The organism is Pseudomonas sp. FG13, from assembly GCF_057809755.1.
Genome location: NZ_JBMDKO010000032.1, coordinates 43,502 through 60,273 on the forward strand (window position 1 = coordinate 43,502; position 16,772 = coordinate 60,273).

The 16,772-nt window shown below is 61.4% G+C and carries 8 protein-coding genes and 1 pseudogene; 3 read left to right on the forward strand and 6 right to left on the reverse strand.

Going from position 1 to position 16,772, the window contains the following annotated elements:
- Nucleotides 1-7: 7 nt before the first annotated feature.
- The 4 genes from ACODTO_RS21630 to ACODTO_RS21645 form a co-directional block, all read right to left on the reverse strand.
- Nucleotides 8-3,544, reverse strand: coding sequence for a non-ribosomal peptide synthetase (locus ACODTO_RS21630; RefSeq protein WP_139650311.1), 3,537 nt, complete (start codon nucleotides 3,542-3,544; stop codon nucleotides 8-10).
- Between the two features lie 10 nt (nucleotides 3,545-3,554).
- Nucleotides 3,555-4,487, reverse strand: a complete 933-nt coding sequence (locus tag ACODTO_RS21635; RefSeq protein ID WP_139650313.1) for a diiron oxygenase — start codon at nucleotides 4,485-4,487, stop codon at nucleotides 3,555-3,557.
- On the reverse strand, nucleotides 4,484-5,260 hold the full coding sequence (locus ACODTO_RS21640; RefSeq protein WP_139650315.1) for a DUF3050 domain-containing protein: 777 nt from the start codon (nucleotides 5,258-5,260) through the stop codon (nucleotides 4,484-4,486). The genes ACODTO_RS21635 and ACODTO_RS21640 overlap by 4 nt, the downstream gene beginning before the upstream one ends.
- Nucleotides 5,261-5,946: 686 nt before the next feature.
- Nucleotides 5,947-6,636, reverse strand: a complete 690-nt coding sequence (locus tag ACODTO_RS21645; protein WP_139650316.1) for a GntR family transcriptional regulator — start codon at nucleotides 6,634-6,636, stop codon at nucleotides 5,947-5,949.
- 280 nt (nucleotides 6,637-6,916) lie between these two features.
- On the opposite strand from ACODTO_RS21645, the gene lapG reads away from it, so the two are divergent.
- From lapG to ACODTO_RS21660, 3 genes are all read left to right on the forward strand, one after another.
- Complete coding sequence (lapG, locus tag ACODTO_RS21650; protein ID WP_241801691.1) at nucleotides 6,917-7,540, forward strand: cysteine protease LapG; 624 nt, start codon at nucleotides 6,917-6,919, stop codon at nucleotides 7,538-7,540.
- A gap of 14 nt (nucleotides 7,541-7,554) precedes the next feature.
- The gene (gene lapD, locus ACODTO_RS21655) at nucleotides 7,555-9,501 is read left to right on the forward strand and encodes a cyclic di-GMP receptor LapD (protein WP_489107028.1); all 1,947 of its coding nucleotides are present in this window, start codon (nucleotides 7,555-7,557) and stop codon (nucleotides 9,499-9,501) included.
- An 826-nt stretch (nucleotides 9,502-10,327) separates the two neighbouring features.
- Nucleotides 10,328-10,687 carry a DUF6124 family protein gene (locus ACODTO_RS21660; RefSeq protein WP_139650319.1) on the forward strand — a complete coding sequence of 120 codons (360 nt, stop codon included), beginning with the start codon at nucleotides 10,328-10,330 and terminating at the stop codon, nucleotides 10,685-10,687.
- A gap of 136 nt (nucleotides 10,688-10,823) precedes the next feature.
- On the opposite strand, the gene ACODTO_RS21665 is transcribed toward ACODTO_RS21660, so the two are convergent.
- Together ACODTO_RS21665 and ACODTO_RS21670 are read right to left on the reverse strand one after the other, a co-directional pair.
- The gene (locus tag ACODTO_RS21665) at nucleotides 10,824-11,162 is read right to left on the reverse strand and encodes a hypothetical protein (RefSeq protein ID WP_041021529.1); all 339 of its coding nucleotides are present in this window, start codon (nucleotides 11,160-11,162) and stop codon (nucleotides 10,824-10,826) included.
- A 121-nt stretch (nucleotides 11,163-11,283) separates the two neighbouring features.
- Nucleotides 11,284-16,772, reverse strand: a pseudogene (locus tag ACODTO_RS21670) (LapA family giant adhesin); the annotation flags it as partial.

The following is a 16,772-nucleotide window of genomic DNA, read 5'->3' on the forward strand; positions in this document are numbered from 1 at the left end:
GATGGCTTCAGATGAAGTCGATGGCTTTGAGGTAGTCGGCACCGCGCCGCAGCAGCGCCGGGGATTTTTCCGGGTAGCGGGCCCCCATCTGCCGCACCCCGGTCCGAGCGTTGTCATGGCGGATCATCGAGATGTCGCCGATGTCTTCTTCGAAGCCGTTGAGGTAGAACCCCAGCACGCCGAACAGCGCGTTGTCGGCATCGACCCGGCCCAGTTGCCGCTGCCAGTCCGCGACGCTCACCAGGGAAAACTCCCGGCCGCTTTCGCGGAACGACGCCACGTAGGCGTCCCAGCTCAAAGGCTCGGGGTTGTGCAGGTTGAACACCGCTTGCGTTGGCTGGTAGCGGCTGGCGTGGAAGGCGATGAAGCGGGCCAGGAAATCCACCGGCATCAGGTCGAAGTTGAGTGACAGATCCGGCACCTGGCCCAGCTGGATCGAGCCCTTGAGCATCAGCATCAAGCGATTCTTGTGGGGCTGGCAGACCCCCGTCAGGCTGTTGAAACTGATGTTGCCTGGACGGAACAGGTTGACCCGCACCCCGCGATCACGCGCCCGCTGCAGGATCCGTTCGCCGACCCATTTGGACAGGTTGTAACCGTTCTTGATGTAGATCGGTGGCGTCGGTGCGGCGGGTTGCTCCAGTACCTGGCCGTCGGCGCCCAGGGCACTGGAGGCCGAAAGCGTGGAGACGAAGTTGAAGATCTTCTTGCTGCGGCCTTCACACAGGCGCAGGCATTCGAAGATCGGCTCCACGTTGTCCCGCGCCAGGGACTCGTAGTCGAGCACGTGGTTGACGTGGGCGGCGTTGTGCACCAGGGCACCAAAGGTTCGGTCGATACGGGCATAGACATCGTCCGGCAGACCCAACTGCGGTTGGGTGATGTCGGCGGCATAGACACTGACCCGGCTCAGGTCCAGATGAGTCAGGCGATTGTCCTGCAGGGCCTGAGAAAAGCGTTCTGCCGCGCTTTGTCCGGCAGACGCGCGCACCAGACAGGCGACTTCGGTGGCGCCCCAGGCCAGCAGCGCCTCGACAATGTGCACTCCGAGAAAGCTGTTGGCGCCGGTCACCACCACTTTATGCACGTCACCGCATTGACTGATGGGCAGTGGATCGATGTTGAGTTCCGCCTCGGCATCGATGAAGGCCTGGGGACTGAGCACCGATGTGTCGCTTTGTTCAGGGCTGTCGAGCAGTTTCGCCAAGGTCATCAGCGTCGGTGCCTCGATGAAGCGATTGATCGACAGGCTGCGCCCGAAGGTCTGGCGAATGCTCAGCAGCAGTTGCGACAGCAGGATCGAATGCCCGCCCAGGTTGAAGAAACTCTCGTCGGTGGCAATGTCTTCGGCCGGCAGCTCCAGCAGCTCGGCCCACAATTGCTGCAACTGGGTTTCCAGCGGGTTTTGCGGCTGGCGTCGTTGGCCACTGACCTGAACCTGCACCGACAGGGCGAGCAAGGCGCGGCGATCGACCTTGCCGTTGCTGGTGTAGGGCAGGCTGGGCAGCTCGATGAAGGCGCCAGGGTGCATGTAGCTGGGCAACGTGTCCTGCACATGCTCGCGCAGCGCCTGGAGGGCGGTGCCGGGCCGGTCTTCTCGAGGATGGACCAGGAACGCCAGGATCCGTCGACGCTCGTCCACACCCACGGCCACCTGGCGGTACAACTGGCTTTCCCGCAGGCAATGTTCGATTTCCTCGGGTTCGACCCGAAAGCCCCGGACCTTCACCTGATTGTCGCGCCGGCCGCACAGTTCGATGCCGTTGTCGCTCCACTGGCCGATATCGCCGGTGCGATAGACCCTCAGCTTCTGTCCACCGGGCAGGGTCAGGTCAAGATACCGCGAGGCGGTCAGGGTCGGGTCGTGCAGATACCCCAGGCCGACGCCCGGCCCGGCGATGTAGAGCTCGCCGGGTACGCCTTGGGGCACCGGTTGCAGCTGCTCATCGAGGATCAGTACCCGAGCGTTGGCGATGGGTACGCCGAGGTTGCGGTTGTTATCACCCACGCCAAACTGCCGCGTGGTGGCAAGCACGGTTGTTTCGGTCGGGCCATAGATGTTGTGGAAGCGGCACTGGGGCGCGAGTCGCTCGATCACGAACGGCTCGCAGACATCCCCACCGGTGATCAAGTGCGCCAGGCCCAGGGGGGCGTCCAGCGGCAGCACGCTCAGCAGCGCAGGCGGTAGAAAGGCGTGGCTGACGCGCTGCGCGTGAATCAACGCCACCAGTTGCTGGGGATCGCGGCGCTGGTCTTCGCTGGGCACTACCAGCAATGCACCCTGGATGAAGGTCGGGAGGATATCCAGCAGCGACGCATCGAAGTTGATGGTGGAGAACTGCAACGCCCGACTGTCGCGCTGCAACCCGACGTAATCGCTGTACCAGGCACAGAAATGACTGAGGTTGCGATGACTGAGCAGCACGCCTTTGGGTTGGCCGGTGGTGCCGGAGGTGTAGATCGCCACGGCCGGTTCGTCGATGTCCACCGAGCGACGGATCAGCGAGACGGGGATGCCCGGCTTGAGCGCTGGCAGCCGATGCACGTTCAGCGCGGGCACGGGCAGATCGCCCAAGTCGCTGTCGCCATCGTGCAGCAGCAGGTCGGCCTTGGCGTTTTCCAGGATGAAGCGTCGACGCTGCACGGGGTGTTGCGGGTCCAGCGGCAGGTACACCGCGCCACAGCCCAGAACGGCCAGGATCGCTGCATATAACGGCGCGGATTTAGACAGGCACACCGCAATCACCATTTGAGAGCTAGGCTTGTGGGTGCAAGGCCTGTGGGAGCAAGGCTTGCCCGCGATGAACGATGACTCGGTCTGGTTGGGTACCGCTGTGTCTGTATCGCAGGCAAGCCTTGTTTCCACAGGTTTTGCTTCCACAGATTCTGCCTGCCCCAGCCGGTCCAGCATGGCCTGCTGCAACCTCAGCGCCTGGGTGCGCAAGGTTTTGTAGTCGGTGAGCTGGCCTTCGACCCACAACGCCGGTTGCACCGCATCATCGAGCATGCGCTGTTCGATGCCGTGCATCACCGGCACTTCGGCGGCGGCCAGCAGCCAGGGCACTGGCCGCCGGTTGAGGCCATGCTCGAAAGCCAGCACGTCCAGCGCATCGAGCCCCTGTAAAGGGTGTTCGGCAGCGTCGGCCTGCACCGTCGGCCAGTGATCGAGGCCGGTGTCATCCCGGGATAATTGGCTGACCAGCTGCGCGCCGATCTCAACCACCACTGCCAGGGCCTGCAGTCGCAAGGACTGACCATTGCCGCTTTGCGCAGCTATCACCTCCTGGCATAACAGCCGCTGCGCACCGTCGCGAAAAATAATGATCGGTTGTGGCAACGCTTCGCCGGGTACCGTTCGCAGCGCTACACGCACCTCAAGGCGTGAGCGGGCTTCAATGGCGCACGGCGCCGTACCGTCGTCGATCAACAGGTCGACCGCCGGAGATTGAATCGTCACGACACCATGGCCGTGCAGTTCAAGTTCCTGGGTCAGTTCGGCCATGGCCCGGCTGGTGCCAGGCACTGCAATTTCGAGGCGTCTCATCGGCAGCTCCTCATGGGGTCAGGTAGTCGGCCAAGGCATCGCGCACGCAGGGGGAAGCGAGCATCGAACTGCTGCGGAAAAAGCGGGTGATGTTGCCCACCAGCGGATGAAAGCGATTGATGGGGTAGGCCAGCGCGCTGGCCTCTTCACGCAGCGACTGGCGCACCGATTCATCAACGGGCAGATGAGCGATCAGCTCGAAATCGAAGGCCTGCTGCAGATCGCTCGCCAGGTACTGGACGATGAAGCCGGGCATCAACCGGGCAATCGCTTCGTGGTCTTCTTCGGGGGCTGCACGCCAGTACATCTGCACCAGCCGCGTCCAGAAGCCCGAGTGTCGTCCCTCGTCCATCAGATGATCGGCCATCAGGCCTTTGATCGAAGCCTTGACCGAGTCGTCCCGGGCGAACGCCGCGACTTCGTTGGTCACAGTGTTTTCGGCGATCGCGATGCAGATCAGTTCCACGGCGCTTTGCAGATGTTCCGGCGCCTGGGCCAGCGTCGTCGGTATCGCGCGGCTGAGCTCGATCTGGGTCGGCAACGGAATCGGTTCGATGCCGGTCATGTCGATGGTCTGCTGCATGAAGTCCATCGCCACCAACGCGTGGTAATCCTCGTCCACCACCACGGTCATCGCGTCGTAGCGGCAGGCGAACGGGAACTCGATGCCGAAGCGATTCTTGGCGATGCGCCGGGCGGTGTGATCCACCAGTTCGGTCTCGAAGATCACGACGTCGTTGATGAACTTGTAGAGGCTCTGCACCAGTGCGTAATCGCGCAGCTGCGGGCAATGGCTGAGAAAGGTCTGGCTGTGCACCAGGGGCTGACGGCTCATGGGAAAGATCAGTTTGTCGTCATTTTCGACCCGGCGCCGTGGCCGGGTACGGATCGTGGCGCGGCTTTCCCAGGTGTCGGCGAAGGACTGGTATTGGATGGCGTTCATGGCGTCACCTGCGCGACCGGTTGGGTCATGCTCTGGCGCAGGCCATCCCACAGGGCCGCTCGACTGTGGACGGCGGCGAGCGCGGCGGACAGCACCTCGGTTTCGCGCTGCGGATCGCCGTCGATCAAGCGGGCCAGCAATTTTTCCGCAGCAGGGCCGTGGTCTTCGGAGTCGACCTCGATGTGCCGTTGCAGGTAGTACCGAAATGTCGGCGCCTGATCCAGGCCAATGCCCCAGGCATCCAGCATGCGTTGGAACATCTGCGGGATGACGCTCTCGCGACCATGCACGAATGCGGCTGCTACGCTGTGGGCTGGGGCATGCAGGGCGGTGTGCAGGGTCTGGCGAACGAACCGGGCCGCCGCGGGTTCAACCTCGACGCTATCCAAGGCGGTTTCGGGGCTGACGCCTTCCTGCTGCAGGGTGATGAATTGTTCAATCGCCCGAGTGTCCGCGCCGACTTCCCGCATGGCGTCCAGGTACAGCTCGAAATGGCTGCAATACCCGGCGCCGGGGCGATCGTCGGACTCTTCCCCCAGCACGATTTCATTGATCAGGCGTGCCGCATGCGGGTCGGCCGGTGGTAGCCAGGGTAGATGAACGCAGGTCAGCTCCCGTTGCAGCCGCTTGGTCAGCGACATGAAGTCCCACACGGCAAAAACGTGGCTTTCCATAAAGCGGCGTAGTAGATCGATTGATGTTATTTCAGAAAAAACAGGGTGTTGGCCAAGTTCGCGTTTCTTCAAAAAAAGTTGTTCTTTTGTTGGCTGCATTTGAACGTCCTCATCAATGATGTTTGTCCGGTAGGGTGCTCGTTGTTTTTAATAAGGCGAGCGGGTGCCTGAACCGAAATTCATGAATTACCCAAGTTATGCAAGTGTGTGCTGCTATTTCAGTTGTAAGGTCTGAATGCCTTGTTTTTTAAGCGCTTGAGGGAAAATTAAGTCATCGACAACAACTCGACGTAGAAAAAATTAATACACGAAACAAGTCCGCGGCAAGCGATTTTTTAATTATTTAAAGTTGTGGTTTTATTGGGCGTGAAGAGGCTTTATAAAACTTATAAGGTAAGTTTTATTTAGGCGAAGTTGCTCCTTCCGATGTATAACGATCAGAATCGATAGTTCGAGTGAATGCCTCACCCGGAGCACTTCAGGGAACAGGGAATAATGAAGTTCGTGTTTTATGGGCGGGGCGTCGGTCGGACACTCGATTCTCCCGCCGGTGGGCGACGCTCCTTGCGTGGTGGCTTCGATCCGCCTGGTATGTACCAGGCGCTGACTTCTTCAGGTCTTTTTTTGAATCGACAAACGCAAGAGTGAGCCCAAATCGACGGCAGTGCCATTGAACTGATGTGGCGGCGAGTCGCAGACGCGGCCAAGCGGCGTCAGGCGGGCGGGAAGACGGGTGGGAAGGATGTGTAAGAAAGTAATACGCCGGCTGGGTCGCCGGCGCGCGATCAGTTGGATGACTGTTCCAGATAGCGTCGAATAGTCACGCAGGCTTTTTCCAGATGACGCTCCAGCAAGGTTACCGCTGTATCGATGTCTTTGGTTCTTGCGGCCTCGAGCAGTGCGCGATGATCATCCTGGGTCAGCTTGCCCAGCCCCATGGACGACAGATGAAAGCGCAGGAAGCGCTCCTCCTCATTGAGCTCGCGTTCGATCAGGTCCAACAACTTGCTATTGGGTGCCTTGTGATAAAGCGACATGTGGAACAGCCGATTGAGTTTGCCGATCTCGGCATGATCGGTTTGTGCTTCCAACTGTTCGATGTAATGGGCGGCCAGCGCCAGGTCGTCGGCATCGAGCAAAGGTACTGACAGGCGCAAGGCGAACGATTCCAGCACCGCGCGTAGCGCGTAGGTTTCGATGGCGTTATTGGTGATCAGCGGGGCGACCACGGCGCCTTTGTGTTGAACCACATTGAGCAGCGATTGCGCTTCGAGCTGGCGCAGCGCCTCGCGCACCGGCATGCGACTCACGCCGAACAGGTCAGCCAGTTCCTGCTGACGCAGGGCCGTGCCGCAGGGCAGGCGTCCGTCGAGGATCGCTTCGCGCAGAGCACTCTCGATGATCGAACGGGCCTGGGCAGCGGGGATGGGTCCGTTGACCTGGATAGTGCTTAACGGCTTGGGCTTCTTTGTCACGACCACGCACCCTAAATGAGGAATTGGATCCATGCCAACATTAGTGACAGATTACCAGCCCGTCAAAGTCTCACGGCCGGGGTTCATAAACTAAAGTGTTCCTGAACTAAAGTTTAGCGTGCCTTGGGTGATTGCATCCTGCCATTGTCTTTTGCCGGGTCAGGCTTCACCATCCCACGCATCCTCAACGGCCTTTTCTGGACGCATTCCCTTGGCTGCACCTTCCCCTGCCCTCAGGTCCCTGCGCTGGCTGTGTTCGGCATTGTTGCTGGCCGGCCTCATGCTGGGTGGCCTGCGGGCCGACTGGGACTTTGCGCAGATCAGCCGACGGGCGCAGGCACTGTACGGGCCGCTGGGTGAAGGGCAGCAGCGGATCGATGCCTGGCAGCACCTGCTGGCGACCGAGAAGCAGACGCCTGAGCTGGAGCAGCTCAAGGTGGTGAACCTGTTCTTCAACAAACAGGTGCGCTACGTGGAAGACATCGACCTGTGGCATGAGGTCGATTACTGGGAAACCCCGATCCAGGCGTTATGGAAGGGCGCCGGCGATTGCGAGGACTACGCCATCGCCAAGTACTTCAGCCTGCGGCATCTCGGGGTGTCCAGTGACAAGTTGCGCATCACTTACGTCAAGGCGTTGCGACAGAATCGGGCGCACATGGTGCTCACCTATTACGCCACGCCCGAGGCGATGCCGCTGGTGCTCGACAGCCTGATTGATGCTATCCAGCCGGCCAGCCAGCGAACCGACCTGCTGCCGGTCTACTCTTTCAATGCCGAAGGGCTGTGGCTGTCGGGCGCCAAGGGCAACAAGAAAGTCAGCGACACCAAGCGCCTGTCCCGGTGGCAGGATGTGTTGAAGAAAATGCAGGCCGAAGGTTTTCCGGTCGAGACGACTAACTAGGAGCACGCGCTCAGATGTCTTTGTTCAAACAACTGTTGATCGCTATCTGTCTGTTCCTGGTGGTTGCCTTCAGCGGCAGCTTCATGGTCAGCCTGGAGAGCTCGCGGGCCCAGTACGTCAATCAGCTGCGCTCTCATGCCCAGGACGCGGCCACGGCGCTGGCGTTGTCCCTGACGCCGAACATCGACGATCCGGCGATGGTGGAACTGATGGTCAGTTCCATCTTCGACAGTGGCTACTACGCCAGCATCCGTGTGGTCGACGTGGCCACCGACAAGACCCTGGTCGAGCGCACCGGCACGCCGGACGCCGGCAGCGTGCCGCAGTGGTTCGTCAAGCTCATCGGTCTGGAGCCGGCCGGTGGCGATGCGATCGTCAGTCGTGGCTGGGAGCAGGCGGCACGGGTCGAAGTGGTCAGTCACCCGATGTTCGCGCTTGCCAAGCTGTGGCAGAGCGCACTGGGCAGCCTGGGCTGGTTGCTGCTGTGCGGTGCCGTGAGCGCGGTGCTGGGAGCCTTGCTGCTGCGTCGCCAGCTCAAGCCATTGGATTACATGGTGCTCCAATCCCAAGCCATCGCCCGGCGCGAATTCCTGAGCCTGCCGGAGCTGCCGCGTACCCCTGAACTGCGCCGCGTGGTGCAGGCGATGAACCAGATGGTCGAGAAGCTCAAGGCGTTGTTTCAGGAGCAGGCCGAGCGCAGTGAAAAGCTGCGGGTCGAGTCCTACCAGGACAATCTCACAGGGCTGGCCAATCGGCGTTATTTCGAAATGCAGCTCAATGCCCGGGTGAGCAACCCGGAGCAAGCCAGTTCCGGTTATCTGTTGTTGTTGCGGGTCCAGGACCTGGCCGGTCTGAACCAGCGCTTGGGTGGGCAGCGCACCGACCAATTTCTCAAGGCCGTGGGCGAGCAGTTGTTGCGTGAGTGTGCCCGATACCCGGAAACCCAGAATCTGGTGACACGTATCCGAGGCGGGGAATTCGCGGTGCTGGCGCCGGGGCTGGTGCGCGAGGAAGCGCTGCAACTGGCGCAGAATCTCGAAGTTGCACTGGCGAGCCTGCATGCCACCGGCGCGACCGACGTGGCATCGGTGGCCGCGATCGGGCTGGCGCCCTTCGTCCATGGTGACTCGCCGCAAGCGGTGTTGCAGCTTGGCGACCAGGCCCTGGCCCAGGCCGAAAGCCAGGGCGAGCCGGGCTGGGCCTGTCTGGAGCACAGTGCTTCGGCCAGTATCGGCGACGATCATCATGCCTGGCATACGCTGCTTGACCGGGCGCTGGACAATCAGCGGTTCGAGCTCTACTTCCAGCCGGTGGTGGCTGCCCAGGACACTCAACTGGTGCTGCATTACAAAGTACTTTCCCGGTTGCTCGACGATCAGGGCCAGACCATTCCCGCCGGGCGTTTCCTGCCTTGGCTGGAGCGCTTCGGTTGGACGGCGCGCCTGGACCGCTTGATGCTCGAGCAGGTACTGCGGCAAATGGCCGGGCACGAAGAGGCCTTGGCGCTGAATCTATCCTCTGCCACCCTGGCCGACCCGCAGGCACTGAACAAAGTCTTTGAGGTCTTGCGGGCCCATTCCAACCTCGGGTCGCGTCTGACCCTGGAAATCGGTGAAGAACAGTTGCCCGAGCAGGCGGTGCTGGAGCAACTGACTCGACGTTTGCGTGAGCTTGGTTTTTCCTTGAGCCTGCAGCGTTTTGGTGGGCGTTTCAGCATGATCGGCAATTTGTCGCGGTTGGGGTTGGCCTATTTGAAAATCGATGGCAGTTATATCCGGGCTATTGATCAGGAGAGTGATAAGCGTCTGTTTATCGAGGCTATCCAGCGTGCTGCCCACAGTATCGACCTGCCGTTGATTGCCGAGCGGGTGGAGACGGAGGGGGAGTTGGCGGTGATTCGGGAGATGGGGTTGTTTGGGGTGCAGGGGCAGTTGGTGGGGGGGCCGCGGCGTTGGGATTGAGTACATATCCGTTGCTGCGGTAATGGCTGCTGGCGGTTCCGCCCTTACGGCGGGTTACTTTGGCAAACGCCGGAATGCCGGCCCAGCCCAAAGTAACCAAAGGTCTGCGCCCCACCACTCGGCACCTCGCCAAGGCGAGGTGTTCCCTCACTCCGGCATTGCTCCGTGGGCCCGCCGCGAAGGGCCATCCATGGCCCAGCGCGGCTAACCCGGCATCCATGCCGGGTTGCCCACTACGCAATGCCTGCGTTCGGCCAGCGTGGTTAATGGGGCCTTCAGATCAAAAGCAGAGCAAAAGCAAAAGCAAAAGCAAAAGCGAGGCGGCCTTTGGGCCGGCCTATTTCTTGCGGCTGACCTCAATACCCCCTGTGGGAGCGGGCTTGCTCGCGAAGGCGGCCTTACAGCCAACCTGTCTCTCCGGACGTACCCCGATCCACTGTGGGAGCGAGCCTGCTCGCGATGACGCCAGCCCAGACAACCCAGTCCTTGGGGTTATGCAGAGAACAGCCAGGTCCTAGGAGATTTCCTTCAAGTTGTGGCGAAGTTGGTGAACTTGTCCGGCGTCGGGCTCATGGCTAGTCTGGGTTTGTCACTGAAAAAACGGTGACACCGGCGTGCAAGCCGGTTAAAAGAACGTCCTATATCTCACTAGCCGTCTATCGTGCATTCGTGCTCGTTTTTATGGCAGCTGTGTGTGGGAGACCTTCGGGTCTGCCGAGGTCTTGGGCGTTGTCTTACTCGGTCTTGCACACTCGCACATAGCTGCCACCCTTCATCGCGTGCAAGCGAGCCGGGGTGGCTCTGAATTGAATAGGAAGCCCAAGCCATGTTCAAACCTACGCCTAACCCTCCACAGTCGTCTTCCAAATCCCGCGTCGAAACCCTGCAAGCCAAAAAACTCGACGAAGCCGCCGAACGCGCCCTCGACTATTACCTCAAGCCCAAACCCGTCGACGAGTCTCCATCCGGTCAGCTCTTCGTCGTCGCTCCGGACATCGATACCGAAACCCTGCTGGCCAACGCTTCCGAAGACTTGCTGTCCATCAGCGCCATTGCCGCTGACCTGGCCGACGATGTCGACGGTTCGCGTCGCAGCGTGATCCTGGCGATCAGTCGGATGGCCGATGGGGTGCATCTGTTGGTGGAGCGAGCGATGGACCGGCTGGAAGCCCGGGTGTCGGGCTGAGGGGTTTTCGGTGGACTGAAGATCGCTATCGCGAGCAGGCTCGCTCCCACAAGGGATTGATGTTGCCCCGGTTATTGCGGTGAGCACCGATCAACTGTGGGAGCGAGCCTGCTCGCGATGGCGTCAGTCCAGGCGCCTAGATCAAGCCCTTTTCATCATCATCGATCAATCGGCTCAGCCCGCCCAAGGCTTCCCGGGCCTGGTTGCGGTCCATCAGCTTGGCCTGGGCGGCAGGGGGCAGGTCGGTGACGCGGATGACGCCTTTACTGGTCAGCACTTGAATCAAGTCGTCGAGTACCCGGATCATCTCCAGGTCGCTTTGCTTGAGTTGCTTGAGGCTGTTTTCCACGGCTTGGTTGGCGAACCAGTCCTGGATCTCGTGGTTGTCGGCCGGCAGGGTTTCGGTGGCTTCGGCATAGGCGATGGCTTCTACGCGCACCAGCAGGCCTTGTGCATCGCGTTGCACATAAAACATCGGGCATCCCTCATGGATTAAGCAGCGTCATGCCGAGCAGCATAGGCCAACTGTGCGCGAGTATGAACCCTTATCCCATGGCGAGGGAGCAAGCGCCCTCGCCATGGGTTTTGTGTCAGGTTCAGCTGTTGTTGTGATCGACCTTGATGGTCGGGTCACTGCCGGCGATCAGCGTGTTCAGGTTGACGTTCGACCAGTTGTTGCCTTCCAGCTTGATCGTCACGTCCGGCGCTGCCGATGCGCCGTTGGCCCCGTTGAACTGGCCGGTGGTGCTGACCTGCAACGACGACACCCCATCGACCGTACTGATCTGCAGGAAGTGATCAATGGTGCTGCCGGATTCGCCTTGCAACAGATCCCGCAGGTCGATCCGGTCGCCATCGGCAGCCTTGAAGTCCTTGATCACGTCGTTGCCGGTGTCCCCGGCCTTCCAGACAAAGGTATCGCCGCCCAGGCCACCGATCAGCGTGTCATGACCCTGACCGCCGATCAGCGTGTCGTTGCCAGTACCGCCGAGCAGGATGTCATTGCCCTTGCCGCCGTTGAGCGAGTCGTTACCGCCCTGGCCGAAGAGAATGTCGTTGCCGCCGCCACCCAGCAGCGTGTCGTTGCCATCATGGGCACCGGACACGTCGAACGCGGTGTAGTGCTCGGTGATGTATTGGTGCACGTTGCTGGTGGTGACTTTGCTGACATCCACGCCGCTCTGCTGGGCCACGAACGCCTGGATGGCCTGGTAGCCTTCGCCAGTGACGCCGTTGAAGCTCACCAGGTCGCCGAAGAGGATGTCGTTGCCTTCGCCACCGTTGACCGTGTCGGCACCTGGCAGGGTTGCTTCGGTGTGGCCGATGATCGAGTTGGCCAGGTTGTTCGGGTCGATGTTGGTCTGTGGTGTGCCATCCGAGTCGTACGGCTTGAGGTCGTTCAGGGTGACGTCATTGTTCAGGCCAATGGCTTCGACATTGCTCAGGCCCTTGAGCAGGGTGAAGCTGGCGCTCGAACCCGTCGCGGCCCAGGAGTCGGCGTAGCCGCTACCGTCCACGTAGGAGAATTCGAAGGTACCGTTGCCCTCGGCATGCACCGTACCGACATAGTTGTCGTTCCAGTTCCTGCCGTTCTTGGTCGACAGGTACATGTCGCCGTTTTCGTAGATGGTGTATTTGTGCGTGCTGTCGATCGTCTGGGTGTAGTACTTGCCAATGGAGTAGTTGGCCGCACTCAAGACGTCATCGAGCTTGACGGTGCCGTACAGCGTCGGGTTCGTCTGTTCGCCGGACTGGTAGAGCGTCGGCTGGCCGTCGGTGATGAAGTACGTCAGGTTCTTCGCGCCGGTATTGCTCAGGGCCTGGGTGCTGTTGAAGAAGTTCGCTGTGGTCTTGAACACGTCTTCGTAGTTGGTGCCGCCGCCGGAGACCATCGAATCGATGACGCTCTTGAGCAGCGTCAGCGCGTTCGGGTCATTGAGGTTCACCGCAACGTTCTTGTTTACCTGGTTGTCGAAGTCCGCCAGGAAGATGTTCACGGTCCCGGAGTTGCTGCCCAGGCTCTGCTTGAGGGTATTGAACACCTGGGTCAACGAGTTCTTGGCTGCGGCAATGGACGACGAACTCATGCTGCCGGAGCTGTCGACCATGAATGCGATGTTGTAGTTGACGCCCGGCACGACGGTCAGCCCGCCAATGTCGGCAACCATGATGTCGTTGCCATCGGTGCCGGTGACGTTGTCACTGCCCGAGGTCGCGGTCACGGCGTTGTAGACCGCCGGGTACACGGTGACCGGGATGTGTGCGGTGGTCACCGCCGACCCGCCGAGGGCTTCCGTGGACGTGGAGGTTACAGTCAGGTCCAGGTGACCGTTGTAGTAGGCCGGTGGCGTCAGGGTCAGGCTGCCCAGGTTCCAGCCGCTGACCGTGGCTTCGCCGTTGCTGCCCACGGTCGCGGTGTGACCCGCGCCGTCGGTCAGCACGCTGCCTTCGGGCATGCCACCGATCTTCACGCTCAGTTTCTCGGAACCGTCGGTGTCGGTCAGGGCGGTGGTGATTTTCGACAGGTGCACGCTGGTGCCTTCGGCGCCTTCGTTGAGCTTGTAGCCGTCGTAGTAGCCTTCGCCGTTGGTGCCGTGCAGGTCCGAGACGGTTACGCCGGCGTTCGCCAGATCGGTCACGCTGGTGTACAGCGGCACACCCGCGCCGCTCAGGTCGATAGGCGTGCCGCCATTGACCGACAGGTTCACGTCATAGCTGCCCGGGCCGCTCTGGTTGTGGTGATAGATATCGAGGGTGTAGTAACCGCTGGTGGTCGGCGTGAACGAACCGTTCAACTTGCCGCCCGCGCCCCAAGTGATAGCTGCCACGTCCTTGCCGCCGACGGTGACCAGCAAGCTGTCGTCGCCGGTGCCGCTGAAGGTGTAGGTCTTGCCCGCTTCGAGGTAGATCAGGCCCGATGTTTTCGACGCTGTGCCGGCGTTCACGTTGCTGTCGGATTGCACGTTGGTCACGGTGCTGGTGCTGTTCGGTGTGCCGGCAGCATCGATCACCGACTTGAGTGTGCCGGACGGCGCGCCGCTGCCGTCGGTGCCCAGGCCCGACAGGCTGGTCCAGACTTCCTTGATCAACCCGGTGGAGGTCACGTTGTTGTCGGCCACACTCAGGCTCGGTGCATCCGCCACCGGGGTGATGTCGATCTTCACGGTGCCGGTGTTGCCCAGTGTCTGGCCGTCGGTGGGCTGGAACTGGATCTGTGCGTAATCGGACTTCTGATCGCCCACGCCGGTCGGGTTGCCGTTGGCGCCGGATTCGTTGGCGTCCGGTGTGAAGCGCAGCTTGCCGCCGTCGATGTCAGCCTTGGTGAAGGTCTGGTTGCTGGTCACGTCCTTCCAGGTCGTGCCGTCCAGGTACTGCAACTTGCCGTCGCCTGGCAGGCCGGTGATCTTCACGCCCTGGCTGGCGGCGGCACTGTCCACGTCGCTGACGCCAAAGGTCGACCAGCCGAGAACCAGCGAAGTGTCCTCGGTACCGGTCACCGTGCCTCCGGTGGCAACCGGCGCATCGTTGACCCCGACCACGTTCACGGTGGTGGTGGCGGTGTTGGAGACGTTGCTGCCATCGGTCACTGTCACGGTGATGATGCGCGGCACACTGCTCGGGTCGTCGCTGTTGTTGGTGAAGGTGATGTTCTTGATCTGCTGCATGTAGTCGGCCAGCGTCGCGTTGCCCGACATCGTCAGCGTGACGGTGCCGTTGGTGCTGTTGGCGTTGATACTGATGCCGTTGACGCTGTTGCCCAGGTTCAGCGCATCGCCCGGCTGACGGTTGGTCAGCACGACGGTGGCGCCGGTCAGCATGGTGCTGTCCGGGTCGGTTATCTTCAGGTCGGTATCGCCAATCGACACGCCCGGGCCCGCGGTGCCTTCGGTGAAGGTGACCTGGTAATCGGCTCCGGTCTTGCCGCTGGAATTGTTGGCATCCAGGTCGAGTACCGGTGGTGCGTCGTTGTCGATGATCGAGGTACTGACGCTGCCATTGGTGTTGCTGATCGCCAGGTGCTCGAAGTTGCCACCGGTCGCGGAGTCGATCTTGACCACGAAGTTTTCCGTGCCTTCGGTGATCTTGTCGTCCAGCGTCGCCACGTTGAAGGTCGCGCTGGTGGCGTTGGCTGGGATTTTGACGGTGTAGACGCCAGTGAAGTCCGTGCCGTCGGCCGCGGTGCCGCTGTAGACGAGCTTGAGGGTCACCTCGGTCTGCGCCGGGTTGGTCAGGCTGACGGTGTAGGTCGCGGCCTGGCCTTCGGTGACCGACGAGCTGCCACTGATGCTGACGGTGGTGTCATCGACCGTGTCGGTGACGGCGGTCACCGCTGGCGCGGTGCTCGGCACCAGGTGCTCGAAGTTGCCGCCGGTGGCGGACTGGATCGTCGCCTGGACATTGCCGGCATCCTGATAGACATCGTCCTTAGGTGCGTCGACGGTGACAGTACCGGTGGTCTTGCCGGCATCGATATTAATGACCGCGCCGTTGCTCAAGGTCACGGTAACCGGTGTGCCGGCGGCATGGGTCAGGGTTGCGGTGTAGGTGATCTGACCACCCTCGGCAACCGTGCCGGTGGCGCTCAGGCTCAGGCCGGTGTCGTCCTGGACATCGGTGACCGCGGTATTGGCCGGTTTGCCGTCGATGTCGAGTTTTTCGTAATTGCCGCCCTTGGCGTCGTCGATCTTGACGCTGAGGCTATTGCCGCCAGCGAGGGCATCATTCGGTGCGATGAAGTTCACCGAACCGGAGCTCGCGCCGACCGGGATGGTGATGGTCTGGCCGTTCGACAGGGTGACAACCAGCGGAGCATCGGTCACTGGTGCGTTGACCGAAGCGGTATAGACGACAGTGCCGCCTTCCGCGATGGTCGACGTGGCGCTGAGCGAAACGGTGCTGGTGTCGAGGGTGTCGGTCACGGTGGTGACGGCCGGGGTGGTGCTTGGCACCAAGTGCTCGAAGTTGCCTCCGGTGGCGTGGTCGATGCTGACTTCGACTTTGCCGGCGTCTTTGTAGACGTCGTCTTTCGGCGCATCAACGGTGACGGTGCCGGTGGTCTTGCCGGCGTCGATGGTGATGACGGCGCCATTGCTCAAGGTCACGGTGACCGGCGTGCCGGCGGCATTGGTCAAGGTCGCGGTATAGGTGATCTGGCCACCCTCGGCAACGGTGTCGGTGGCACTCAGGCTCAGGCTGGTGTCGTCCTGGGCGTCGGTGACCGCGGTGTTGGCCGGCTTGCCGTCGATGTCGAGTTTTTCGTAGTTGCCGCCCTTGGCGTCATCGATCTTGACGCTGAGGTTGTTGCCGCCAGCGAGGGCGTCGTTTGGCGTGACGAAATTCACGCTGGCGCTGCTCGCACCGACCGGGATGGTGATGGTCTGGCCGTTCGACAGGGTGACAACCAGCGGAGCATCGGTCACCGGTGCGTTGACCGACGCGGTGTAGACAACGGTGCCGCCTTCAGCGACGGTCGACGTAGCACTGAGCGAAACGGTGCTGGTATCGATGGTGTCGGTGATTGTGGTAACCGCTGGCGTGGTGCTCGGCACCAGGTTTTCGAAATTGCCGCCGGTGGCACCGGTGATGGTGGTGCTGACGGTGCTGCCGTTGTTGTAGACGTCATTCGCAGGTGTGTTCACCGCGACGGTACCGGTGGTTTCGCCGGCAGCGATGGTGATCACCGAGCCGTTGCTCAGCGTCACGGTCACTGGCGTTTGCGCGGCGTTGGTCAAGGTCGCGGTGTAGGTGATCTGACCGCCTTCAGTGATGGTCTCGCTGGCACTCAGGGTCAGGCCAGTGTTATCCACCGAGTCAGTGATCGTGGTGACGGCTGGTGTGGTGCTTGGCACCAGGTTCTCGAAGTTGCCGCCATTTGCGCCGGTGATGGTAGTGCTGACGGTGCTGCCATTGTTGTACACGTCATTCGCAGGTGTATTAACCGCAACGGTACCGGTGGTTTCACCGGCAGCGATGTTGATCACTGAGCCGTTGCTCAGCGTCACGGTCACTGGCGTTTGCGCCGCGTTGGTGAGCGTCGCGGTATAGGTGATCTGGCCGCCTTCGGTGATGGTTTCGCTGGCGCTCA